General features: G+C 55.8%; 16 protein-coding genes and 7 pseudogenes. 4 read left to right on the top strand and 19 right to left on the bottom strand.

Annotated elements, in window-relative coordinates; all coding sequences use genetic code 11:
* Positions 1-13: 13 nt before the first annotated feature.
* The 3 genes and pseudogenes from bcsQ to MXM41_RS18295 form a co-directional block, all read right to left on the bottom strand.
* Positions 14-820 (bottom strand): cellulose biosynthesis protein BcsQ, encoded by an 807-nt coding sequence (bcsQ, locus tag MXM41_RS18305; RefSeq protein WP_325933522.1) that lies wholly within the window; start codon positions 818-820, stop codon positions 14-16.
* A complete protein-coding gene (bcsO, locus tag MXM41_RS18300) occupies positions 811-1,383 on the bottom strand; it encodes a cellulose biosynthesis protein BcsO (protein WP_325933521.1) in 573 nt (190 codons plus the stop codon). Before bcsO ends, bcsQ begins: the two co-directional genes overlap by 10 nt.
* Positions 1,384-1,842: 459 nt before the next feature.
* Positions 1,843-2,413 (bottom strand): annotated as a pseudogene (locus tag MXM41_RS18295) (hemagglutinin repeat-containing protein); the annotation flags it as partial.
* Between the two features lie 150 nt (positions 2,414-2,563).
* On the opposite strand from MXM41_RS18295, the gene MXM41_RS18290 reads away from it, so the two are divergent.
* Positions 2,564-2,701 carry a SymE family type I addiction module toxin gene (locus tag MXM41_RS18290; RefSeq protein ID WP_325933518.1) on the top strand — a complete coding sequence of 46 codons (138 nt, stop codon included), beginning with the start codon at positions 2,564-2,566 and terminating at the stop codon, positions 2,699-2,701.
* A 43-nt stretch (positions 2,702-2,744) separates the two neighbouring features.
* Here MXM41_RS18290 and cdiI read toward each other — a convergent pair whose 3' ends face one another.
* The 4 genes and pseudogenes from cdiI to MXM41_RS22885 all read right to left on the bottom strand — a co-directional run.
* Complete coding sequence (gene cdiI / locus MXM41_RS18285) at positions 2,745-3,095, bottom strand: ribonuclease toxin immunity protein CdiI (protein ID WP_325933517.1); 351 nt, start codon at positions 3,093-3,095, stop codon at positions 2,745-2,747.
* Positions 3,092-3,454 (bottom strand): CdiA family toxin C-terminal domain-containing protein, encoded by a 363-nt coding sequence (locus tag MXM41_RS18280; protein ID WP_325933648.1) that lies wholly within the window; start codon positions 3,452-3,454, stop codon positions 3,092-3,094. Before MXM41_RS18280 ends, cdiI begins: the two co-directional genes overlap by 4 nt.
* Positions 3,455-3,475: 21 nt before the next feature.
* A pseudogene (locus MXM41_RS22890) lies at positions 3,476-4,498 on the bottom strand (VENN motif pre-toxin domain-containing protein); the annotation flags it as partial.
* Positions 4,499-4,593: 95 nt separating this feature from the next.
* Positions 4,594-5,209: pseudogene (locus MXM41_RS22885) on the bottom strand (hemagglutinin); the annotation flags it as partial.
* A gap of 62 nt (positions 5,210-5,271) precedes the next feature.
* Here MXM41_RS22885 and MXM41_RS18270 point away from each other — a divergent pair.
* Positions 5,272-5,409: a SymE family type I addiction module toxin gene (locus MXM41_RS18270; protein WP_325933515.1), complete on the top strand. Its 138-nt coding sequence runs from the start codon at positions 5,272-5,274 to the stop codon at positions 5,407-5,409.
* 54 nt (positions 5,410-5,463) lie between these two features.
* Here the strand turns inward: MXM41_RS18270 and MXM41_RS18265 are convergent, their stop codons facing one another.
* From MXM41_RS18265 to MXM41_RS18260, 3 genes and pseudogenes are all read right to left on the bottom strand, one after another.
* On the bottom strand, positions 5,464-5,715 hold the full coding sequence (locus MXM41_RS18265; RefSeq protein WP_325933514.1) for a MafI family immunity protein: 252 nt from the start codon (positions 5,713-5,715) through the stop codon (positions 5,464-5,466).
* A 10-nt stretch (positions 5,716-5,725) separates the two neighbouring features.
* Entirely contained in the window at positions 5,726-6,385 is a 660-nt protein-coding gene (locus tag MXM41_RS22880; RefSeq protein WP_371414042.1) for an EndoU domain-containing protein, read from the bottom strand.
* Positions 6,386-6,439: 54 nt separating this feature from the next.
* Positions 6,440-8,245 (bottom strand): annotated as a pseudogene (locus MXM41_RS18260) (hemagglutinin repeat-containing protein); the annotation flags it as partial.
* A gap of 150 nt (positions 8,246-8,395) precedes the next feature.
* On the opposite strand from MXM41_RS18260, the gene MXM41_RS18255 reads away from it, so the two are divergent.
* Positions 8,396-8,560: a SymE family type I addiction module toxin gene (locus MXM41_RS18255; RefSeq protein WP_325933513.1), complete on the top strand. Its 165-nt coding sequence runs from the start codon at positions 8,396-8,398 to the stop codon at positions 8,558-8,560.
* Between the two features lie 57 nt (positions 8,561-8,617).
* Here the strand turns inward: MXM41_RS18255 and MXM41_RS18250 are convergent, their stop codons facing one another.
* Positions 8,618-9,061, bottom strand: a complete 444-nt coding sequence (locus MXM41_RS18250; RefSeq protein WP_325933511.1) for a hypothetical protein — start codon at positions 9,059-9,061, stop codon at positions 8,618-8,620.
* A gap of 395 nt (positions 9,062-9,456) precedes the next feature.
* A pseudogene (locus tag MXM41_RS18245) lies at positions 9,457-10,427 on the bottom strand (VENN motif pre-toxin domain-containing protein); the annotation flags it as partial.
* Between MXM41_RS18245 and MXM41_RS18240 the strand changes: the two are divergent.
* Positions 10,409-10,579: a SymE family type I addiction module toxin gene (locus MXM41_RS18240; RefSeq protein WP_418936799.1), complete on the top strand. Its 171-nt coding sequence runs from the start codon at positions 10,409-10,411 to the stop codon at positions 10,577-10,579. The pseudogene MXM41_RS18245 and the gene MXM41_RS18240 sit on opposite strands and share 19 nt — an antisense overlap.
* 40 nt (positions 10,580-10,619) lie before the next feature.
* On the opposite strand, the gene MXM41_RS18235 is transcribed toward MXM41_RS18240, so the two are convergent.
* The 7 genes and pseudogenes from MXM41_RS18235 to MXM41_RS18205 all read right to left on the bottom strand — a co-directional run bounded on the left by MXM41_RS18235 (position 10,620) and on the right by MXM41_RS18205 (position 24,203).
* Positions 10,620-11,093, bottom strand: a complete 474-nt coding sequence (locus tag MXM41_RS18235) for a hypothetical protein (RefSeq protein WP_325933509.1) — start codon at positions 11,091-11,093, stop codon at positions 10,620-10,622.
* Positions 11,090-11,734 carry a hypothetical protein gene (locus MXM41_RS18230; protein WP_325933646.1) on the bottom strand — a complete coding sequence of 215 codons (645 nt, stop codon included), beginning with the start codon at positions 11,732-11,734 and terminating at the stop codon, positions 11,090-11,092. Before MXM41_RS18230 ends, MXM41_RS18235 begins: the two co-directional genes overlap by 4 nt.
* Positions 11,735-11,785: 51 nt before the next feature.
* Positions 11,786-12,534, bottom strand: a pseudogene (locus MXM41_RS18225) (VENN motif pre-toxin domain-containing protein); the annotation flags it as partial.
* A gap of 104 nt (positions 12,535-12,638) precedes the next feature.
* On the bottom strand, positions 12,639-13,175 hold the full coding sequence (locus MXM41_RS18220; RefSeq protein ID WP_325933507.1) for an immunity 42 family protein: 537 nt from the start codon (positions 13,173-13,175) through the stop codon (positions 12,639-12,641).
* Between the two features lie 829 nt (positions 13,176-14,004).
* Positions 14,005-14,226: pseudogene (locus MXM41_RS22875) on the bottom strand (hypothetical protein); the annotation flags it as partial.
* Between the two features lie 219 nt (positions 14,227-14,445).
* Positions 14,446-14,985 carry a hypothetical protein gene (locus MXM41_RS18210; RefSeq protein WP_325933505.1) on the bottom strand — a complete coding sequence of 180 codons (540 nt, stop codon included), beginning with the start codon at positions 14,983-14,985 and terminating at the stop codon, positions 14,446-14,448.
* A complete protein-coding gene (locus MXM41_RS18205) occupies positions 14,985-24,203 on the bottom strand; it encodes a hemagglutinin repeat-containing protein (protein ID WP_325933503.1) in 9,219 nt (3,072 codons plus the stop codon). The genes MXM41_RS18210 and MXM41_RS18205 overlap by 1 nt, the downstream gene beginning before the upstream one ends.
* Between the last annotated feature and the right edge of the window lie 6 nt (positions 24,204-24,209).

The following is a 24,209-nucleotide window of genomic DNA, read 5'->3' as shown; positions in this document are numbered from 1 at the left end:
CTGGAAATTGTCGTCAGAAACTGGAGGTTCTCAGATTGGCGTGCACGGCGCCGTCACCGACCTGAATACCCAAAATACCCGCGATACGCTTACTCACCAGCTCGATATCGAATGCCGCCGCCGAGGTGGCGCTGAAATCCAGTATCGATTGCTGTGAGGCATTGGCCTCAGGCACGCTTTCATCCCGGTTGATCACACCAAGCAGGCGATCGCCGAGGCGTTGTTGTAAGAAGGCGGTGACGTCCCGGCTGATATGGCGCCGGTTATCACTCTGGTTCACCAGGAAATGGTATCCGGCCTTGTTATTGGGCGGCTCGCCGCCGGTCAGCCGGTGATTTTCAATGTGGGGCAGCAGTGACAGCGATGCGGTGTCAGCCAGCAAGGTCACAAGGTGCATATCGGCAAGCGGCGAGATTGCCTTCAGCGCCGGGTTCGGCCCCGGCGGGAAGTCGGCCAGAATGACCAGCCCCGGATAATTCAGCAGGGAACTTAACCCGCGTGCCAGGAAATGGCTGTCGCTGGTCAGGTTATGCTCAAAGACCAGGCGCTGCTCCTCCGTCACTTCGCCATAGGGCAGGACAAACATGTTGCTACCCGCTGTCAGCACCGACTGGCTCCAGTCGGCGGATTCATTGGCGCGTGCTACGTAGCCGCGTCCGTCAGACAGCGGCACGCCAAAATGCAGACGCAGCGCGTTCTGTACATCGAAGTCAATGGCCAGAACTTTACTGCCGGAACGTGCCAGAGCATAAGCGAGGTTGGCCGTGACCGTGGTTTTCCCTACTCCGCCTTTTGGCGAGCAAATACACACTAACGGCATGAAGCGATTCTCTCCAGGAGCGGTTGTAACGGAAGATCTTTTACCGGATGGCTGGCGCGCGCGGACGTTTTGGTCGCGAACAGCTGCTCAAAGCGCACCGGCTCCGCCGGTTTTGGCGGGGGGGTGGCTTCAGCAATGGGCACCACGGGCGCAGGCGTTGCACGGAACTCAGGTTGTGGCGCAGGCGCCTCTTTCACCGGCGGCTGGCTTGTTGCCTCGGGCTTAAGCTGATCAAAGAGCGAGGGCGCAGGCTGAACCGGCTCCTCTTTTTCTGCGCTGTCGGCATTCATGCTCTGCATGATCGACGGCGAGGAAACGGCAGGCACCTTCGTCAGGCTGGCAAAGGCGGCATCAAGTTCACCGGGTTTTACCGCCTGCGGAACAGGTACGGCGACGCTGCCGGCTTTCGCCAGCGCGGAGTCATTATTTCCCCCCGCCAGCTGGTTGATGATCGCCCAGCCGCTGGCGGAAGCCTGCTTGTTCTGTGCAGACAGGTCCTTGAAGTTGATGTCACCGGTGCGCGTTTTATCCTTGAAACGCTGCAAATCATCATAATTTTTCATGGTATTACTCGTGATTCACAAGTCAGTATTTTTTGTTTCCTGCATGACTTTGCCAGGGACAACGTTTTTGTGGGATACGAACGTGTAAAGGGGATCTGTGATTAACAACCGCCATAAAGCATTCCCTTTACGGGTAGTCATATTTGCTTAGTAAATATTCTAATGCATATTACGTAGAGCTAATACTATGTACAAGCTTATCGACAGATCGCGTAATTTCTCCACTTTCTGCCAGCGGTAACCCCTAACATACAGATAAAATATCGATCTATGTCACCCGGACGAGAGATTAATCCAGCAAAAATATAGCACGCAAAGCTAAATATCGACAGGAAACTATAAGCGGGGTTTATGAAAAACAGGATACAGGGGTGAGTATGGCGGGTGCACGGCAGCCTGGCGGGTAACGGGAAAGTTGCAGATAAATAATCCCGGCGCAGAGGCCGGGATTGAGGGAGGGTTCCTGTCCGCCCCCGCCGTCGAGGCAATCACCCCGCCATCCAGCTGCGTGTGGTTGCCCACCGTCACGTCAAAGCCGCCCTTGCCGGCGAATATCCCGCTCTGCTCCTGGACCGAGTCGTCGTCGCTGCGCATTCTGTCCCGGCTGACGCTGATGCTGCCCGAGAAACCGCCCGCCCCGAAGGTGTAGCCCCGCCCCGCCGGAACCCACTCCCAGCCCGACGCCAAGGCTGCCGCCGCTGCTGCTGTTTTTACCCGTCGTCTGCTGCGTGTCCTGCGAGGCCAGCAGGTTCACGTCCCGGGCGGCATCCAGCGTCACATCCTGACCGGCCTTAATCTGGCTGCCCGCCACGGTGATGTCGCTCCCGGTGGCCTTTATCGTGACGTTGTTGCCCGCGCTCAGGCTGCTGCCCTTTGTCGTCTCACTCTGCGTATGCGAGGAGGATTTTGACGACTGCGACCCCAGCGACGCGCTGACGCCCACGGTGTTGGTATTGCCGCTGTCAGACGTTCCCTTCGCCTGGTCCAGCGCCAGCGCCAGCCCGGCCTGCACGCCGGAGAGCGCCGCTCGTGCCCATCAGGCCGGACTTTTTAGTCTCCTTAAAGCGCCACGAGATGTCGGTGTTGGTGGCCGCCACGATGTCGACGTTGTTGTCTGCCGACAGCGTTTTTGCTGCCTGTTTTCCATTTTCTCCAGTGTTGTTAAAGAGCCTGTACCTGCATGACCACCTGGTATTCCCGCAGCCCCAGCCTGCGCCTGAACGGCAACTGGCTGGGAAAGGCGGGATTTAGTACCGACACGCCGGTCATTGTCAGCGTTGAGCAGGGAAGACTGGTGATCGAGCCGGTTAAGGGCTGACGAGTAAAAGAAGATCCCGGCGCAGGGGCCGGGATTTGTTTTTTTAAGATGGGATCTTAGCCAATAATGCTTTAACTTTATCCGTATCTTCAGGATGTAGCTGAAGATATTTTTCACAAGCCAGGTAGATATATTTAAAGCCTACGGATTCAGGGACGATGATTTCACCATCCCAGACACCAAACATTATTCCATCAAAATGAAATTCAGGATCTATATCTTGTAAGTCTGGATAATGACAATATGTTTCATTAATTACAAAACCGTGTCTTTCTATGATGTTATCGATCCCATAGATGAACCTGTTCTGTAAGTGCAATGAGTTGAAAAAGGACTTTAAAACCCATTCATGATCGTGTTCATAATCTATTTTTTCAAAAAGATATTCGTTCATTTTGTCACCGGGAAAAAGTTAGTTACTGTACCGGTTTGTTGATCCAAGTATACTTGGAATTTAACACCGCCAGCTGTTGCTGTGTACTCTCTATTACCAGAAGAAATTGCATCTTTATAGCCACTGGCTGCCGCTTGCTGTCCTAATTGTAAGATTTTTTCGTCACTATATACTTTCGGATCATAAATCGTTTTTTCCAGAATTTCATTTTTATAACCAGTAATATTGCCAGCTCTATCCTTTGCAGGTATTTGATATTTAATATGTATAATACCATTCTCACTTGGCTCTTGAGATATGATCTTCACACCATTATCAGCAACAGCTTTGTTGAATGCATCAGCATTATGAGCACCGATAATTCCTTTCTTCTGTGAATATCAGTCAAGTTGAGCTAAATGTTCCGGTTGATTGATTTTAAAAGCAATACCCGAAGGATACATATTAGCTTCTTTAACCATCGCACTAAGTTTATTCGCCGCAGCTGTTCCCAGCATAGGCGATATAGAAGCAGCAACGATCTTAATCCCGTCATAGGTGGATACATATTGCTCCGCCGTCGCCTTATCGACACCAAGCTGTTGCATGGCATAGTTCACCATTGCATTCTTCACCTGCTGTTGATTCTGTGCATCAACACTGGTGATATTCAGCAGGTTTACTATCTGGCCGTAAGCATCGGCATACTGCTGGCTGGCTTTCGAGTTGTAGTTACCGGTGTTTTCGTATTCGCCTTTGGCCGCAATAACCTCCAGCCTTGCACCCGCACACGCCGCACTTCCGGCATTACCGTTACCACAGGCATCAATGACTTTCTGGTCACTGGCGATATCTTTTTCGCGCAGCTCATTAACTGTTCGCTGCGCTTTCTCATGTTCTGCCGGGTCTTTGCTGTTGAGTTTCAGCTTCGCTATCCCAAGCTCAGTCTTCTCCGATACGCTCAAAAAGTTATTCTCAACCGCATTCTTCCCTGCCTGCCCCCCGGCAACCGTAGACGCCGTGCTGTCCCCGGCAAGCCCTCCCGCCATCCCCGCCGAAATCGTTGCCAGGGCGCTAACCGTCTGCTTCTGCTCTTCGCTCAGCTTCGACAGGTCGGTCACGTCAGGATACAGCATCCCCGCTATCGCTTTCGCCGCCAGCTCGCCCGTGGCCGCGCCCGCGGCACCTGCCGCCGCGCTGTTACCCTGGAGTGCCGCCACGGCACCGCCCAGAATGGCATGGGCAATGGCCCTGCCCGCAACATCATCCTAATCAAGACCAGATTTATGTCCGGTGAAGTAAGCCAGCTCCGGAGCCGCCGCACCTGCCAGCGCACCGGCGATATTCCCGCCCGCCAGCCCCGACAGCGCCGCCGTGGCCGCCTGGATACCCCGCTGGAGGGTGCTGCCCGTGCCGTACTGCGCCATCGCGTTGTTATAGGCCCGTTTCGCCACGGCTTCATCCGTGGCTGGCGTCCCTTCCCGGGTCAGCTGCTGACGGGCCTCCTCCAGCGCCTGCGGATCTTTTGCCGCGACCCGTCCTACCAGTTCTCCCTGCGTCCTGGCAATATCCATCGCCTGGCTGCCAATCTCGCTGATTAAGCTCACGGCCTGCAGCCGCTTCTGCTCCTTCTCCTTGTCGAATATCGGGCTGATGCTGCCGTTCGCATTCGCCGTATCCCGGCTCAGGTCCGCCACGTCCTGCTGCTGGTTCGCTGTGTCACGCACGGTAATAGTGCCGTTTGCGACAGCCGCCCGGGGGGTGCCCTCTGCATGGCCGCGGCTGCCACCCGCGGAGACCATTCCGCCCGGCATATTGCCGGTGAACGTATCCTGGCCGAAGCTGCCGCCCCCGCTCATGCTGATACCACTGTGGCTGACCTTATAGTCAGCTTCGTTATAGATATCGCTGAAGCCCAGGATGCCCGTATCCAGCCGGTTTTTATCCGCCTGTGCCGTGGAGGCTATCACCGCCCCGTCCAGCTGCGTGTGGCGGCCCACCGTGATATCGAACCCACCGTCACCGGCGTACAGCCCGGTCTGCTCCTGCACCGAGTCAAAGGTGCTGTTCATTTTGTCCTGACTGGCGCTGACGTAGCCCGAACCGGTCATGCTGCCGAAGGTGACCCCACGCCCGATACGCGGTTTTATGCCCCGCGTTCCATTTTTCCCAAAGCTATTAAAGAGCCTGTATCTGCATGACCATCTGGTATTCATTCAGCCCCTGCCTGCGACTGAACGGTAACTGGCTGGCAGAAGCGGGATTCAGCACCGACACGCCGGTCATGGTCAGCGTTGATCAGGGAAGACCGGTGATCGAGCCGGTTAAGGGCTGACGGCTAAAGAAGATCCCGGCGCTGAGGCCGGGATAAATCATAGCTATCAAGAGGTTATTTCTCTGGATTTATATATGTATATCTACTATCTATTTCTAGGCCAAGATCATTAGCTATTTTAAGCACTTGCGTATATTCATTTTTGCTAATCACCACATCATAATCAGCGATGTGATCACATAGCGTTTCGAATGCTAATACACTCTCTGAGAACCCAATATAATCGAGAGCAAAGTCAACGAGCGAAGGATCCAACCGATCCTTTAACCCTTCACCTAATGATCTAATTTTTTCATTAATATCCATCGCGCCCACGCTATTTCTTAATCGGTTTTAAAGCTGGAGGAGTCGGATTACTATCCGGGAACGCTGTCACGATTTTCCCACTAGCTGGCTCGTATACCACACGAACTCTAACGCCTTCTCGCTCTTCCCAGGCAACCCATCTTGCTGGTCTTCCTGCATTTGTATACGCCCCACCCGTTCCGGTCTGGGCAAACCATTTGGTATCGGGTGAAGTAGCTATATCACCCACAGCATGAACAACCTTGTCTGCTGACCAGCTTTGAGGGAAAACTGTTTTTCCTGGATTTCCAGGATACAGATGTCCACCTTGCGTAGGGCTATCCCCATATAAAATGTGCTGTTTCGCTTCCGGTGAAAGGATATCCACATATTTCTGGTTTGCAGGTGATAATCCAAGATCGGAGCTTTTCGCAACAGATAAAAATGCCTTAGCAGCTACATACTGGATTAACTTCGCTTCACTGGTCGGCACACCACTCGCCAGGATTTCTGCAGCCCGTTGCGGCGTCATTTCACCATCAGCCGTCAACGCACTGACCGGCACTCCGAAGAACTCGCCCCAGGCGGTTAACAGACCTTTAACTGCATCCTGCCCTTCCGGTATCTGACCCTGTGAGTTTTTAATCAGCGCTTCTGTTAACTCATCTGGTGTAGCACCATTCTGGATCATACTGGCTGCAAGCGACTGCTGGGATAAACCAATATCATTCATCCCTTTCGGCAGACTCAGCGCATTATTCTCAGCCGCATTCTTCCCTGCCTGCCCCCCGGCTGCCGCACCCGCCGTGCTGTCCCCGGCCAGCCCGCCGGCCATTCCCGCCGAAATCGTTGCCAGGGCGCTGACCGTCTGCTTCTGCTCCTCGCTCAGCTTCGACGGGTCTTTCACCTCAGGATACAGCACACCCGCTATCGCTTTCGCCGCCAGCTCACCCGCTGCCGCGCCCGCAGCGCCTGCTGCCGCACTGTTCCCCTGCAGGGCTGCCACCGCCCCGCCCAGAATGGCGTGGGCAATGGCTTTACCCGCGACATCATCCTCACTGAGACCCGACCTGTGGCCGATGGCATACGCCAGCTCCGGCGCAGCCGCACCTGCCAGCGCACCGGCGATATCCCCGCCTGCCAGGCCCGACAGCGCCGCCGTCGCCGCCTGGATACCCCGCTGGATAGTGCTGCCCGTGCCGTACTTCTCCATGGCCGTTTTGTATTCGGACGTCTCACGCAGTGCTTTCTGATAGTCGGCTTTAGCCTTCTCCGTGGCATCCGGCCCCGGCTCATGTTTACCGTCTTTAGCCAGCTTATCCCGGGCCGCATTCAGGCCATTTATCTCCCCCTGGGTGCGGGCGATATCGGCTGCCTGCGAGCCAATCTCAGCTATCAGCTGCACTTCCTGCAGGCGACGCTGCTCCTTCTCCTTGTCAAATATCGGGCTGATGCTGCCGTTCGCATGCTCCGTATCCCGGCTCAGGGCCGTCACGTCCTGCTGCTGGCTCGCCGTATCCCGGACGGTCAGCGTCCCCCCGCTCACCGCCGCCCGGGTGGTGCCCTGTGCATCGCCGCTGTTCCCGCCTCCGGCCAGCAGGCCGTTCGCCATGTTCCCGGCAAACTGACCGCCGATACTGCCCCCGGAGCTGAAGCCCGCCCCCTGATGCTCAGTCTTAAAGTCCGCCCGGTTGTGGATATCGCTGAAGCCCAGCGTGCCGGTGTCGAGGCGGTTCCTGTCCGCCCCCGCCGTTGAGGCTATCACCCCGCCGTCCAGCTGCGTGTGGTTGCCCACCGTCACGTCAAAGCCGCCCTTGCCGGCAAATATCCCGCTCTGCTCCTGCACCGAGTCGTAGTCGCTGCGCATTTTGTCCCGGCTGGCGCTGATGCTGCCGGAGAAACCGCCCGCCCCGAAGGTGTAGCCCAGTCCGCCGCTGATGCTGTGCTGTTTGCTGTTGTAGTGGTCGCTGTCCTGCGTGCTGGCGATGGTCAGGTCGCGCCCGATATCTGCCACCACGGCGTCGCCGCTCACCTGGGCACCGGCCAGCGTCGCATCGCGTCCGGTGCTGATGGTCACCCGGTTACCCGCATCCACCGTGGTCTCGTTCTGCCAGACCCCGTTGCCCTTCTCGTGCCCTTTGCTGCTGCTGGCGTTCGCGGAGATGCTGATACCCGCCCCGCCAGAGCCCACTCCCAGCCCGACACCGATGCTGCCGCCGCTGCTGCTGTTTTTACCCGTCGTCTGCTGCGTGTCCTGCGAGGCCAGCAGGTTCACGTCCCGGGCGGCATCCAGCGTCACATCCTGACCGGCCTTAATCTGGCTGCCCGCCACGGTGATGTCGCTCCCGGTGGCGATGAGGGTGACGTTGCTGCCCGCGCTCAGGCTGCTGCCCTTTGTCGTCTCACTCTGCGTATGCGAGGAGGATTTTGACGACTGCGACCCCAGCGACGCGCTGACGCCCACGGTGTTGGTATTGCCGCTGTCAGACGTTCCCTTCGCCTGGTCCAGCGCCAGCGCCAGCCCGGCCTGCACGCCGGAGAGCGCCGCTCGTGCCCATCAGGCCGGACTTTTTAGTCTCCTTAAAGCGCCACGAGATGTCGGTGGTGGTGGCCGCCACGATGTCGACGTTGTTGTCTGCCGACAGCGTTTTTGCTGCCTGTTTTCCATTTTCTCCAGTGTTGTTAAAGAGCCTGTACCTGCATGACCACCTGGTATTCCCGCAGCCCCAGCCTGCGCCTGAACGGCAACTGGCTGGCAGAGGCGGAATTCAGCACCGACACGCCGGTCATTGTCAGCGTTGAGCAGGGAAGAAAAAAGATCCCGGCGCGATTTGGCCGGGATCTTCTTTCAGGATTTGGGATCTGATGACAGAGATTTTCAGGCTTTGCATCCATCCTTTTGCGCTGTTAAGCGTTCAAGGGATTATTGCCTTATAATATCGTTTGTTACAAAAATGGCGTCTTCGTACTTCTCAAGGTCATGGCTTAACCAGTTCTCGCCTTGCCGGATAACGTGAAATTTAATCACAGCACCAAATTCATCCATTGAAACTATCATATTTAACTTTTCACTATTTCCCTCTTGATGCCATTTATTAAAAATAGCATTACAAAAAAGACACGAATATTCTAAATATCGTTCTGCAACATAATCATCAATATGAAAAGAGTTAACAAAACATTCAACGCCAGTCTTATCAAACAAATATTCATCTTTTGGATAGGAATGGAAAAGCGCGGCAAGAAAAACACAATTTCTTTGCTTTACAAAACCTTTGTCGACCCATGAACTTAGTTCTTCAGGCAGCGCCAAATCATTCCATTGAGCATTCTGCAATATTTTTGACATCAGTGCGTTGCATTTCATTTTTTCTCTCCCAAATATTGAATCATCCCTTTATCTATAGACTTTTTGAAAGAAGGGTCATTCAATAAATTATTCACTGACTTTGGCGCGTCAGGGAAAGAATTGGTTTGAGGATCATAAATATACTTATTACCCTTATTATCTTGATAGTGTAATTGTCCTGGCCTTTGACCTGGATTAGGGTTTTCAACATCAATACGTTCTTTACCAGTTCCTTTCCATATGGTTTTGCTCGCTGTTTGAACATCATATTGACCCAGCATAGAGCCCTTGGTGCCTTTTGCAACCCCACCACCACCTTTCAGCGGATCGCCATCCCCATCAAGAACTTTGGCAGTACGATTGAACAATGGATTTATATCAATCGGTTCCATTGTCCGCAGACCAAGACGTTTTTTGTCTTCCTTGCTCAGCGCATTATTCTCAGCCGCATTCTTCCCTGCCCCCGCACCCGCTGCCGCAGCCCCCGTGCTGTCCCCGGCCAGCCCGCCGGCCATTCCCGCCGAAATCGTTGCCAGGGCGCTGACCGTCTGCTTCTGCTCCTCGCTCAGCTTCGACAGGTCTTTCACGTCCGGATACAGCACACCCGCTATCGCTTTCGCCGCCAGCTCGCCCGCTGCCGCGCCCGCAGCGCCTGCTGCCGCACTGTTCCCCTGCAGGGCGGCAACTGCCCCGCCCAGAATGGCGTGGGCAATGGCTTTACCCGCGACATCATCCTCACTGAGACCCGACCTGTGGCCGATGGCATACGCCAGCTCCGGCGCAGCCGCACCTGCCAGCGCACCGGCGATATCCCCGCCCGCCAGCCCCGACAGCGCCGCCGTCGCCGCCTGGATACCCCGCTGGATAGTGCTGCCCGTGCCGTACTTCGCCATGGCCGTTTTGTATTCGGACGTCTCACGCAGCGCTTTCTGATAGTCGGCTTGAGCCTTCTCCGTGGCATCCGGTCCCGGCTCAGGTCCGCCACGTCCTGCTGCTGGTTCGCTGTGTCACGCACGATGAGAGTGCCATTCGCGACAGCCGCCCGGGTGGTGCCCTCTGCATGGCCGCGGCTGCCACCCGCGGAGACCATTCCGCCCGGCATATTGCCGGTAAACGTATCCTGGCCGAAGCTGCCGCCCCCGCTCATGCTGATGCCACTGTGGCTGACCTTATAGTCAGCTTCGTTATGGATATCGCTGAAGCCCAGGATGCCCGTATCCAGACGGTTTTTATCCGCCTGTGCCGTGGAGGCTATCACCGCCCCGTCCAGCTGCGTGTGGCGGCCCACCGTGATATCGAACCCACCGTCACCGGCATACAGCCCGGTCTGCTCCTGCACCAAGTCAAAGGCACGCCCCTTTAACCATGATTCCAGAGCTGTTAAAGAGCATATACCCACACCACCATCTGGTATTCCGCAGCCCCAGCCTGCGCCTGAACGGTAACTGGCTGAGAGAGGCGGGATTCAGCACCGACACGCTGGTCATGGTCAGCGTTGAGCAGGAACGACTGGTGATCGAGCCGGTCAGGAGCTGACGGATAAAAAGATCCCGGCGCAGGGGCCGGGATCTTTTATTTATAACTCCGAATATGTAATTCCTTCATTTTGCTCAAATGATTTTGGTAAACATTCGAAGATATTTATCTCATCACCAATGTTCATAATAAATAAACTAAAATTATCTTCAAAATTTAGTCGCAAGCCTACATAGGCATCCTCTGCCGAGGAAAATATCAAAAATACTTTCGACAAAGTTTTTCCGATGAACTTAACAAACGGATTTATATGTGAAATATCAATAATGATTTCCTTGCCATACTCACCAAGATCTTTTTCTTGCATCGGATGGTCAGTTAATTCAAGTGTTGAACCATCCTTTCCACATTTCAAGCTATCAGCTATTCCTGTTTTTGAAAAAACAAGCTGCAACTGCTGTGGATGATCAAAGTCAGGATCTTCGAGTATATAAATCAAACCATTAATCCCTAAAAGCTTTTTACCCACAACTTCGAGAGTCCATTCCTCATAATTCTCTAAAGGATTAATCATTTCGGATCCCCCTTCAGTGCATTTTTTACAGAGGTATTATTAATGCCATCCTTAAGAATAGTAACGAAGCTACCATCAGGTTTAGTAACCACAACATCATTCCCCTTTATTCTGAAGAATACATCCCCACGACTGGCACCGCTTCCTGCACCTTGTCCTGCAAATTTACCAGCAACAACTTTATCTGGGTTCGAACCTATATCATTTATAATGTCTAACACACGTTGTCTATCTACTGCATTCGAAGCATTACCGCCAAAATCTTCGACGTGTTTTCCAAGTTTTTTACCTAATTGTGCATTGGTAACTGAAAATGCAGCATTAGATCCTACCCCAGAACTTGGCAAGGATATCTGTCCAGGACTCGGTAAATGTCCTGATATTTCATAGCTAGCCTTATTAATTAACCTCGACGCTTCAGACACATCACCTTTCTTCAGTACCGTTTCCGCCGCCTTGAGCGTCTTACCCGCCACATCGCCCGCACCCGGTATCAATCCGACTGCCGCAGCAAGATAATCCAGCGCCGTCTCAGCCTCGTGGAATCCTTTGATGTCTCCGACAACTGGCACAAAATCCAGCCCCAGGCTCGCAGCTGTATTCACCGCCTGGCGACATGCCTCTGGATCTTGCTGACACATCGCTTCTCTGGCGGCCTGGTATTTCGCTAACGTGCCAGGCTTTTCTTTCTCAGCAGCGGCCAGTACATGTGCCAGCGAGTTATTCTCAGCCGCATTCTTCCCTGCCTGCCCCCCGGCTGCCGCAGACGCCGTGCTGTCACCCGCCAGCCCCGACAGCGCCGCCGTGGCCGCCTGGATACCCCGCTGGATAGTGCTGCCCGTGCCGTACTTCGCCATGGCCGTTTTGTATTCGGACGTCTCACGCAGCGCTTTCTGATAGTCGGCTTTAGCCTTCTCCGTGGCATCCGGTCCCGGCTCAGGTCCGCCACGTCCTGCTGCTGGTTCGCTGTGTCACGCACGGTAATAGTGCCGTTTGCGACAGCCGCCCGGGTGGTGCCCTCTGCATGGCCGCGGCTGCCACCCGCGGAGACCATTCCGCCCGGCATATTGCCGGTAAACGTATCCTGGCCGAAGCTGCCGCCCCCGCTCATGCTGATACCACTGTGGCTGACCTTATAGTCAGCTTCGTTATGGATATCGCTGAAGCCCAGGATGCCCGTATCCAGCCGGTTTTTATCCGCCTGTGCCGTGGAGGCTATCACCGCCCCGTCCAGCTGCGTGTGGCGGCCCACCGTGATATCGAACCCACCGTCACCGGCGTACAGCCCGGTCTGCTCCTGCACCGTATCAAAGGTGCTGTTCATTTTGTCCTGGCTGGCGCTGACGTAGCCCGAGCCGGTCATGATGCCGAAGGTGAAGCTGCCTCCCGCCGCCACGCTGTTCTGCCTGGATTTATACTCGTTGCTGTCCTGCGTACTGGCGTTGATGGTACACAGTTCTGGCTTCCATTCTTCAATTTTCCGGTACTGTTAAAGAGCTTATAACCAGCTATAACGCGAAAGTTATAACTATTTCGTTATTTATTTTAAAGAGAGTCAGCATACTGTCTTACATTAATCATGATTTCATTTAAATCATGCTTTAATATGATGACATCTTGCAGTAATGGTTTCTTAATATATTCCCATACATTTTTATCTTCACTTTCATCTTTCACAAGATGTTGTATCATTCCACCAATAATCCTCAATGATGTATCGTTTGAAACGGCAAAAAAACATCCACCACGGCTACTGATATTTGAAGAAATAATACAATAGTCAAATATTTGTTCAGGATATTCATCTTGCTCAGAAGGTTGCGGATAAGCCAAGTCAAATAAACGCTTAAAAGCAGTTTCTGTAGATAAATAAAAAATCTCATCATTTTGAGGTTGTGATATCAAAGCACAATCGCTATCAGTGATTTCATAGAGATCACTGGATAGCGTTGATGTCCTGATATCATCTGGATAAAGTTTTCCATTTATAATTAAATGGAAAAGCCCATTCTTATATGATTCACTCCACTGAGGGACAAATTCTGTCCAAATAGCAAAATGATACGGATTACCGAATATCATGATTATCTCCACTTTCCAGGTAAACCAAACTCTTTTTTAACACTATTTGGAATATCATTTTTTTCAACGGAACTGTTTTATCTCCTGTGCTACCAGACCAATGCCATGTACCATCATTTGTATTGGTAAATTGATGAACATTTCCTTCACTATCAATTGAATATCTTTTTTTGCCGCTTGCAACTGACGCGCCAAATAGCTCGATTGAATTTTTAGGTTCCGTCCCAGCATTGAAGTTATAACCTTGCTGTCCAGGGGTATGTTTCGGGTTTGACTGATAGTTCAGACCATTCGCTGCCGGAGTGGTTGTGGGTGTAGGTAACGAACTACCTTTTCCCCCTTTCCCAATACCTGCTGCCACTCCAGCCGCACTTGTTCCTATTGTCTGGGCTAAAGAGTTGATCGCAAGCTGCTTCGCCTCCGGCGAATCACCCGACATCAGAGCATTATAGATGGCTGCTGTCCGGTCCGCTTCCAACTGAATCGATGTTGCCTGAAGGATAGATAATTCGTTCTGTTCTTCCGGGCTAAGGCTGCCATTCAGGCGACCTTCCTCCATCAATTCATTAGCGCGATTGGCATAATCAGCCTGCAATTTGCCGACTTCATTTGCTTTGTTAACACACTTCTGTGCACCTTTACATTCCACAACGCTCTGTTGTTGTTCTGCATTGATTTTCTTGTACTTATCAATAACGTCTTTTTCGCAGGCAGCACTACCCTGACAATGAAACATCTCCTGAGCACGGGATTTGTTTTCAGCAACACTCAGCGCATTATTCTCAGCTGCATTCTTCCCTGCCCCCGCACCCGCTGCCGCAGCCCCCGTGCTGTCCCCGCTAAGACGGATATCTTTCTGGGCGATAATGTCTGCCCCGCCAATGTGGGCCTGTTTACCCGCCGTGATGCTGACGTCTCCGCCCGTCGAGCCGACGGTGCTGAAGCTCCCGCTCTGGGTGGTGCCCCGCTCGCGAAGGCTCTGGGTGGACTTGCTGCTGCCGATGGTGAAACCAATCCCGCCCGTGCCCATCAGACCGGATTTTTTGGTCTCCGTTTTCCATTTTCCCAGAGCTGTTAAAGAGCATGCCCCCGCATGTCCACTTGGTATCCGTCAGCTCCGGCCTGCATCTTAACGGTAAGTGGCTTAAAGAAAAGGGATTCAGCCCCCAGAGACCGGTCACGGCCTGCGTGAAACAGGGAAAATGGTGATCGAGCCGGTTAAGGGATGATTGTTAACAGCACAATCCCAGCCATTTCAGCCGGGGCTATGCTAACCAACTGCTTCAAAAAAACTTTTAATTTCTTCTTGTGATAAATTATCCAAAAATAAGTTAGTAATATTTCCTTCATCATCTGCACCTATATAAAAGGCGTTACTACATTTTATCCAGTTGATTTTCTGAGGGTTTCTACCAATTATTAACAAAATAGTATTTGAAGATGTAAATGCCTGAATGCCGAGGTGAAAATCATCAATGAAGCGATAACCAAAATCCTCACTACCTGAGCTCTTCCATAATTTTGAGTTTACAACTGGAAGCCCAACTCTACTTCCAAATAACGTTACTGGAGAGTTTTCCATCTTATGGACAGAATCGGGATCCATTATCACCAATGTGATAGCAGATAAAAATCCATTTTCAGGCAAAAAAGCCATTTCGAGTAAGCTTTTTTTTCCGTCTCCAACTCGCCAATATAAAGGAGGAAGCCCTATTGGTTCAAGGAGTTTAATATCAATGGGGACGTAGCCATCAATACTGACGGCTACGTTCTTAGGTTCATAATCTACTCTATCGATAGTTAATTTCATTATTTATATAACGCATGTTTTAATACTGGATAAGGATCAGTAGGGCGTTGGCTAAATATTAATTCCCAACGACCAACCTGCATTTTTTCATTAAACTTCATGCCCTGTAAAGATGCATCTTTAACTGCATTCTGAAGACTAGTCAACATAGCCTGACTTCCCTCAGTAGTACTATGAGATAATCCATTTCGTGTTAGATATTCGCCCATATGTTTGGTTGCATTTGCATTCACCCAAACAGTTTGTCCATTAACATTTAACTCAAACGATTTAGGGACTGACGTTCCCGGTATTGCGGGTTGAGTTGCTTTAATTGAATCAAAAACAGTACCCGTTGGTAATTGTCTGTTTTTAACTGCATTAGCCGCTGAAGCTTCTACTTTCGCTGCCGTAGCTTCCGCTACCGACTTACCAATACCTACCGCGCCGCCAGCGCCAACACCGCCCGGCACGATAGCTTCCGATACCTGGATCCCGGCACTATTCAGACACAGCACGACATTTCCAGTACAGGACCGTATTGCCACTTGCGCTGCCGCCGCGATTTCCGGAGTTGCTGCAGCCAGAACACCACCGCCAAGTCCTGCCGGGAGTGTAACCATCAGAGCGTCCTGCATTGCCAGTCCTTTCTGACAAGCCGCTCCGCCAGGATCGGTATTGCAGGACATGACATTTTTCGCATGTTCCTGCATGGCTTTTATCTGGCCTTCTTCAGTTCCGCCGCCAAGTAAATTATTCTCAGCCGCATTCTTCCCTGCCCCCGCACCCGCTGCCGCAGCCCCCGTGCTGTCCCCGGCCAGCCCGCCGGCCATTCCCGCCGAAATCGTTGCCAGGGCGCTGACCGTCTGCTTCTGCTCCTCGCTCAGCTTCGACAGGTCTTTCACGTCCGGATACAGCACACCCGCTATCGCTTTCGCCGCCAGCTCGCCCGCTGCCGCGCCCGCGGCACCTGCTGTCGCACTGTTCCCCTGCAGGGCGGCAACTGCCCCGCCCAGAATGGCGTGGGCAATGGCTTTACCCGCGACATCATCCTCACTGAGACCCGACCTGTGGCCGATGGCATACGCCAGCTCCGGCGCAGCCGCACCTGCCAGCGCACCGGCGATATCCCCGCCTGCCAGGCCCGACAGCGCCGCCGTCGCCGCCTGGATACCCCGCTGGATAGTGCTGCCCGTGCCGTACTTCTCCATGGCCGTTTTGTATTCGGACGTCTCACGCAGTGCTTTCTGATAGTCGGCTTTAACCTTCTCCGTGGCATCCGGCCCCGGCTCATGTATGCCTTCTTTTGCCAGCTTCGCCCGGGCCGCATTCAGGCCATTTATCTCCCCCTGGGTGCGGGCGATATCGGCTGCCTGCGAGCCAATCTCAGCTATCAGCTGCACTTCCTGCAGGCGACGCTGCTCCTTCTCCTTGTCAAATATCGGGCTGATGCTGCCGTTCGCATGCTCCGCAACCCGGCTCAGGTCCGCCACGTGCTGCTGCTGGTTCGCCGTATCCCGGACGGTCAGCGTCCCCCCGCTCACCGCCGCCCGGGTGGTGCCCTGTGCATCGCCGCTGTTCCCGCCTCCGGCCAGCAGGCCGTTCGCCATGTTCCCGGCAAACTGACCGCCGATACTGCCCCCGGAGCTGAAGCCCGCCCCCTGATGCTCAGTCTTAAAGTCCGCCCGGTTGTGGATATCGCTGAAGCCCAGCGTGCCGGTGTCGAGGCGGTTCCTGTCCGCCCCCGCCGTTGAGGCTATCACCCCGCCGTCCAGCTGCGTGTGGTTGCCCACCGTCACGTCAAAGCCGCCCTTGCCGGCAAATATCCCGCTCTGCTCCTGCACCGAGTCGTAGTCGCTGCGCATTTTGTCCCGGCTGGCGCTGATGCTGCCGGAGAAACCGCCCGCCCCGAAGGTGTAGCCCAGGCCGCCGCTGATGCTGTGCTGCTTGTTGTTGTAGTGGTCGCTGTCCTGCGTGCTGGCGATGGTCAGGTCGCGCCCGATATCTGCCACCACGGCGTCGCCGCTCACCTGGGCACCGGCCAGCGTCGCATCGCGTCCGGTGCTGATGGTCACCCGGTTACCCGCATCCACCGTGGTCTCGTTCTGCCAGACCCCGTTGCCCTTCTCGTGCCCTTTGCTGCTGCTGGCGTTCGCGGAGATGCTGATACCCGCCCCGCCAGAGCCCACTCCCAGCCCGACACCGATGCTGCCGCCGCTGCTGCTGTTTTTCCCCGTCGTCTGCTGCGTGTCCTGCGAGGCCAGCAGGTTCACGTCCCGGGCGGCATCCAGCGTCACATCCTGACCGGCCTTGATCTGGCTGCCCGCCACGGTGATGTCGCTCCCGGTGGCCTTTATCGTGACGTTGTTGCCCGCGCTCAGGCTGCTGCCCTTTGTCGTCTCGCTCTGCGTATGCGAGGAGGATTTTGACGACTGCGACCCCAGCGACGCGCTGACGCCCAGGGTGTTGTTGTTATCCCGGTCAGAGGTTCCCCTCGCCTGGTCCAGCGCCACCGCCTGCCCGGCCTGCACGCCGGAGAGCGCCGCCTGGGTACCCTTCAGGGCCGCCAGACGCGAATCGCTGCTCTGCTTCGCGCTCTGTGCCGTGGTGACCGCGCTGTTCACCGCGCTCCCCGCCGTGCCGGACAGCGCCACCGTCAGGCCGCTGCTCTTCTGCTCATATTTCTCATCGCGGGTGCGTCTGTCGTGGCCCGGCGCGATCACCACGCTGTCACCGGTAAGACGGATATCCTGCTGCGCGATGATATCCGCCCCGCCGATGTGGGCCTGTTTACCCGCCGTGATGCTGACGTCGCCGCCCGTCGACCCGACGGTGCTGAAGCTCCCGCTCTGGGTGGTGCCCTGCTCGCGAAGGCTCTGGGTGGACTTGCTGCTGCCGATGGTGAAGCCGATGCCGCCTGTGCCCATCAGACCGGACTTTTTGGTCTCCTTAAAGCGCCAGGAGGTGTCGGTGTTGGTGGCCGCCACGATGTCGACGTTGTTGCCTGCCGATAGCGCCACGTCACCGTCGCCTGCTACCGCCGAGCCCAACACCCGCAGGTTATTTCCCGCCGTCACCGTCACGTTATCGCCGCTCAGCAGGGAGCCTTTCTCCCGCGTCGCGCTGTCCTCCTGAATGGTGTGCGTGGTCTTTTTACTCAGGAACCCGCTGCTGGTTTTGGTTTTCTCGCGGTAGCGATAGTCGCTCTCGGTCGCGGTGGTAAGATTGACATCCCGACCCGCCGCCACACCGATATCGCCCTGCGCCGTCACCTCTGCGGCCTGCGCGTTCATGTCGCGCCCGGCGATGATAATCGCGTTGCCGCCGCTGGCGATCTCCGTCCCCTGCTGACGCACGGACTCATCGATGGCGGTTTTCTTCTTCGCTTTGCTGCTGGCGCTTTCAGAGGTGGCTTCTGCCAGCAGGTTCACGTCGCGTCCGGCCTGGATGCCAACATCCCCTTCGGCGGCAATGGCTGCGGCGCGGGCATTCAGATCGTTCCCGGCCAGCAGGGTGAGATCGTCCCCCGCCGACAGGGTGCTGCGCTGTTGGGTAACAGAAGCCGTCTCTGTTGCCGCGCTGTTGCGCGGCGAACGGGTCTCGCTCTGCGCAATCTCGTTGGCGGTGATAGTGATGTCGTTGCCTGCCGCCATGCCGAGGCTACCGCCCGCCGCCACGTTCGCCCCGGTGATGTTGATATCCTGCCCGGCGCGCATCACCAGCCCATCCGTTGCGGTGATGGACGAGGTGACGCCCACATCCGTACCACTTAAGCGCACGCGGCCCGCATCCACATCCCACGCCTGCGTTTGGGTGACGTTGTTAATGCTGCCCGTAACGCTTTCCAGCGCCACGGCTTTACCGCTGAGGCTGGAGCCGATATTGTTGATATCACCCAGCGCGCTCAGATTGAGTCCACCACCTGCGCTGAGCAGTCCGGCGTTCAGGTTGCTGATGCTGTTGCTGCTGTCGACAGACAGGCCTTTCTGCGCCAGCAGCGAACTTCCGCTGTTGATGACGTTACCGCCCACCAGCTGCACATTATTCCCGCTAATCACGCTGCCGTTCTGCACCGTGACGTCCTTCGGAGAGAGGTATACCTTAGGCACCATCACGGTCTGGCCGTTAACGGTGGCGGTCTCCCACCACAGGATACTGTGGTCGAGGGCGGCTATCTGGTCTGCCGTCAGCGCCACGCCGAACTTGAGCCCCAGCGAGGTTTGTGCGCCAGCGGCACTGTCCATCAGATAGCGCATCTGGTCGAGGTCGGAGCCCAGACCGCTGATATAGCGGGTTCCGGTCTGGTTCAGTACGTAATTACTGACGTACCGCGTATCAAATGCGGCATCGCCGAGGAAGCGATAATCGCGATCCGGCTTCAGCCCAATACGGTCAAGCATGTACGAGGAACCCAGGAACTGACTGGTGTCCGTGTATTGACTGGCCGTTTCACGTGGAGCTGCGCCAGGATTCACACCGAGCAGTTTCCATAGATCGCCAAACAGAGAGGGATCGAGCTGTCCCAGCCCGTCGAGTTTCGGGTTGACAGTGATGAGATACGGGCTGTCGGGGTCGGTAGATGACACGAAGTAGCCGTTGTTGCCGGATGGCAGGGGATAGTTGCCGTCCATGCCACCAGATGCCAGCCCCGTGCCGCCGCCGATAGTCTGGCTGACAGTGCTGTCTTTCCAGTCCGGACCGGTAATGGTCTGGGCTCCGGCGTCTGCAAGCGCCTGCTGGCTTACGCCGCCGCCGATGCTTTGCGCTGAAGGCGTGTTGAGGTTCGGCTTTGTGATGGTGTTGCTGATTTTGCCTGCGTTGGCGGTGGTGTTGGTATTGCTGATATCGTTGCTGAAGTTCGCAAAGACTTTACCGCCTGCCTGAATTACCGAGCGGTAGATTTCTCCAAATTCTGTACTTGAGTCATGCCCTTTAAGCGTAAAAGCAATGGACGTGTCCTTGGGCATGACATCCTGATAGTTGTTTCCATCTGTCGGATAACGACCACCCGGCTCGACTGCGTATCCATATCGACGTGAATCATACTGATAGACGAGCCAGTCAGTGACCGTACCGGACTGCCAGCTCTGGTTGTTGAGCGTGCTCCCTGCCAGGCTGACCTCACCATTTGCCATAATATTGCTGGCAAAATTCTCCAGTGAGCCGGCATTAATAGTGAGATTTTTGCCGGAGGCAATTCTTGATGCGCCTCCATTGCTGGTAACGTCAGTTCGCGTCTGGCTATTGATAAATTTCTGCTCTGCCGAAGCGGCATACATGGCGTAGTAAAACTGATTCCATTTGACATGGTTACAGGCACTGTGGGTTCCGCAGGGGCCCACATCCTTTTCAGCATATTTACTGGTCATGCCGTAAGTACCGTCAGCAAGCTGACTGATATCGACGTTAATCGTCACATCACCCATGCCCGGAATACTTTGTGCACCGTCGATCTGCGTTGTTTTCGTCGCCAGCCCATCCCGCGTATTCAACAAATGCCCGGTCTTAATGGTGATATCACCGTGGGTGGTTTCGATATTCCCGGAGGTATTGATCACCTCGCTGTTAGCCGCCCCGGAAGCATCCTTCTGCATCACCAGGTCATTGCCCGCCAGCATATCGCCGCGCTGGTTATGGATACGATCCGCAAACAGCGACAGGTTATTACCGGCATACAGTAGCGCGGTATTGATCACCGACCCGGCGGCGGTGAGCGCCATATTGCCCGCGGTGCCGGTAAAGCCATCGAGCGTAATATCCCCCAGGCTGGAGAGGCTGACATCACCCCCGGCCTGCAGCGAGCCGCTGTTATTCATGGCAATCTGGCTGCCGGAGAGCGAGGTTGTGCCGCCTCCTGCCGTAATTTGCCCGTTATTGATCACTTTGCCGGCGGCGTTCAGCGTGATGCCGTTGCCCTGCAGGATGCTCTGGTTGACGATATCGCCCTGGCTGGTCACGCTTAGCCGATCGTTTGCCGCTATCACGCCCTGTGCCGTCCAGCTATCCACCAGCTTCAGCGTCAGGTTGCCGAGGGCCACAATCTGGCCCGCACCGCTGAGGGACGCCGCGTCGGTCAGCAGGTCGCCGCCGCTGAACAGGTTGCCGTTGTCGTTGCTAATCCTGTCGCTGTTTAGCGTCAGGCTGTTGTTCCCGAGCAGGGTGCCGCTGTTGGTCAGCGTCTGCGCGTTTGCGGTGAGCTGTGCCGCCTGCAGGGTTCCGGCATTAGTCAGGCTGTTGCCGGTAAAGGTGGCCTGGCGGGTTGCCATCAGGGTGCCGCTGTTAGCGAGTTTCGCGACATTCATCACCAGGCTCGTTGCCTGCAACCAGCCTGCCCCGTGGTAATCCGCCGTGGTCAGGGTCAGGTCATCACCCGAGAGGATGTTGCCGTTATTTTGCACCTGCGTGGCGCTGTTTAGCGTGGAGGCGCCGTTACCCTGAATCGTCCCGTTATTGCTCAGCACCGGGGCGGTCACAGCGAGTGCGTTCTGGCTGAGAATGGTACCGTCCGTCTGGTTGGTCAGCGCATCCAGCAGCGTGAGCGTCAGGCCGCTGTCGCCCTGCAGATGTCCGTCGTTGGTTAGCGTGCGGGCATCAAGCTGGGTGTTATCTCCCTGCATCTGACCGCTGTTGCTGATGTCTCTCGCCCGGACGGTCAGCCCTGCCCCGCTCAGCATTTTCCCCAGCTGCCTCAGGTGGCCGGTCAGTTGCAGGTTAAGTCCGTTGACGCCGCTCATCTCCCCGCCGTTGCTGAGCGACTCCCCGTCGACAGTCAGGTTTTTCGCGCTCAGCAGCCCCTGGTTGTCGAGGGCTTTTCCGGCGATACGGGCACTGTTCAGGGCGGTAATTTTACTGCCGGTCACGGCGGCCATATCACCGCTTAACGTCAGCGCCAGGTCCAGCGCACTCTGGATGGCACCGCTGTTGGTAAGATTTGTACCTGCCAGGGCAATGTTCTGCCCCTGCAGCCGACCGCTGTTGGTGATGTCCCCGCCGTTCACCGTCAGGGCCTGCTGGCTCAGCAGGTCGCCCCGGTTATTCAGGGTGCCGATGGTGTCCAGCCGCAGTCCGTTCAGGCCAATGACCGTTCCCGCATTATCGAGGCTGTCATGGCTCAGGCCGACAGTATTCCCCTGCACCGTGGCGCTGTTAGTGAGCTGCGCGCCGGTCAGCAACATGTCGCCCGCGGCGAGCAGATTACCGTAGTTGGTGAGCTGCGGTACGCTGAATGTCAGATTGCCCTGACTCATCAGGTCGCCTTTGTTCAGCAGCGAGCCAGTCGCACGGGCATCAAAATCGCCTGTTGCAAGCGCGGAGCCAGTATGCCGCCAGTCGCCTGCATCAATGCTGAGATCCTGACCCTGCGCCAGGCCTGCGGTAGTGAGTTGCCCGGCGGTGATGTCCAGCGTGCCAGCGGTTAGCCAGCGCCCTGCGGCTCCCTGGGACAGATTTTCTCCACTAAGGGTCAACGCATCGGTGCCCTGCAATAGCCCCGCACCGGTGAGGGAGTTGGCTGTGACCGCCAGCGTGCCGTCACTGATAATCAGGCCGCTGTTGCTGATGGTCGGAATAGCCAGGGTCAGATTCGCTGCGCTGTACAGGGTGCCGTTTTGCAGATTGTCCAGTTCACGGGTATCCAGCCGCAGGGACGTATCGCCCTGCAACAGCCCGGCGTTGGTCAGCTTCTGCGCCTGCGCATTCAGTGCCGACGCGATCGCCACGCCGCTGTTGTCCAACTGCGGGGCAGTAAGGGTGATGGTGTCCGCGCTGCTTTTGCCGCTGTGCAACAGAGTGTCACTGGCGTTGACCGTCAGCGCATCTTTCGCGGCCTGCGTCCCTTGCAGATCCGCCTGTTTTGCGGTCATGCTCAGGTTACGGCCCTGGATCTGCGAGGCCCTGGTAGTGGTCACCTGTTGCCCGGCCACCTTGACATCACCGGTAGCATTAATCGCCCCGTCGAGCGTCTGGCGGTCGGCATTAAGAGAGAGAGTATTTCCCGCCACCAGCGCGCCGTTATGCGTCAGGGTATTGGCATTCACCGACAGGTTTTGCCCCGTCGTCATTCGCCCGCTGAGGCTGGCGCTGTCGCGGCTATTCACGCTGATATGCCGGGCGGCATCCGTTTCGCTGCGGGCATCCTGGTTGATGTGTTGCCCTGCGAGTGAAACATCCCGTCCGGCGGTCAATTTTGCATTGCTGTGCGATAGTGTGCCGCTGGCATTCAGGACCAGGTCACGGTCGCTGTTCAGCGAGCCATCATGCAGCGCCAGATCGCGCTGGCTGTTCAGGGTAATGTCGCCACCGGCCTTATGGTCCCCGCTCAGGGCCAGGCTTTCGCCCTTCGCGGTAATGGCACCGCTGGCAAGGCTGTTTTTCAGCGTCAGTTTTCCGCTGGCATCCAGCGAAATATCCCCCTCGCGGGCATTGAGATTACCCAGATTAACGCCCACCCCTTTCTCGCTGGAGACCAGGCGAATACGGTTGGCGTACATTCCACCCAGCGCCCCGGTATCTACCGCCACTTTCGGGGCGTCGCCTTCGCCGGGGATCGGGCTGATGCTGCCGTCGGCCGCCACCCGGTTGGCACCCGCCACCACCGACAGTGATTTGGCGTGCAGCTGGGCGTTAACATCGGTAGCCCGGGCGATAATCGATACCGCATCGCTCTGACTTCCGTCCAGGCCCTGGCCTTCAATCAGGATGCTGCCTTTGCTGACGTCCAGCGACTGCAACCTGCCGTTGGCGTCGAGCACCGGCTTGCCGGTGGTCAGCGTGGCGTTGGGGGTATTGATAAACCCGCAGCCGTTACAGGTGATACCGTAAGGGTTGGCGACAATGACGTTGGCGGCTTTGCCCGCCACTTCGGTATAGCCCTGCAGCTGCGAGCGGTTGGTGCCAGTGACTTCGTTGATAATGCCTGCCGCTTCCCTGCCCGCCGTCAGGTTGGGGTTGCCCTGAATAAGCCCGCCAAGCTGGGTCTGATTCGCCTTGCCGGTGGCGTTGTTGAGGATCAGTCCCTCTTTGCCGACGTTGTAATCCTGATATTTATTATGCGAAATGCCCGCGGCATTCGGCGGGGCGATATTGACCACCGGCACGCCGTTGGCGGCGTGATCCAGCTGCGTATTGCCGGTTGGCGTGATCGTGGCCGCCACGGCAGGAAGCAGCGGCTGCGTGGCGATTAACACGCTCAGTAAGGTGCTCAGTACGCGCTGCGATAAACTTGCCTGTTCCTTTTTCATCGTCCC

Origin of the sequence: Leclercia adecarboxylata, from assembly GCF_035787115.1 — a bacterium.
GTDB classification, from domain to species: domain Bacteria; phylum Pseudomonadota; class Gammaproteobacteria; order Enterobacterales; family Enterobacteriaceae; genus Enterobacter; species Enterobacter adecarboxylatus_E.
The sequence above is the reverse complement of the archived record's forward strand: the minus strand, read 5'-3'. Positions and strand labels throughout refer to the sequence as shown.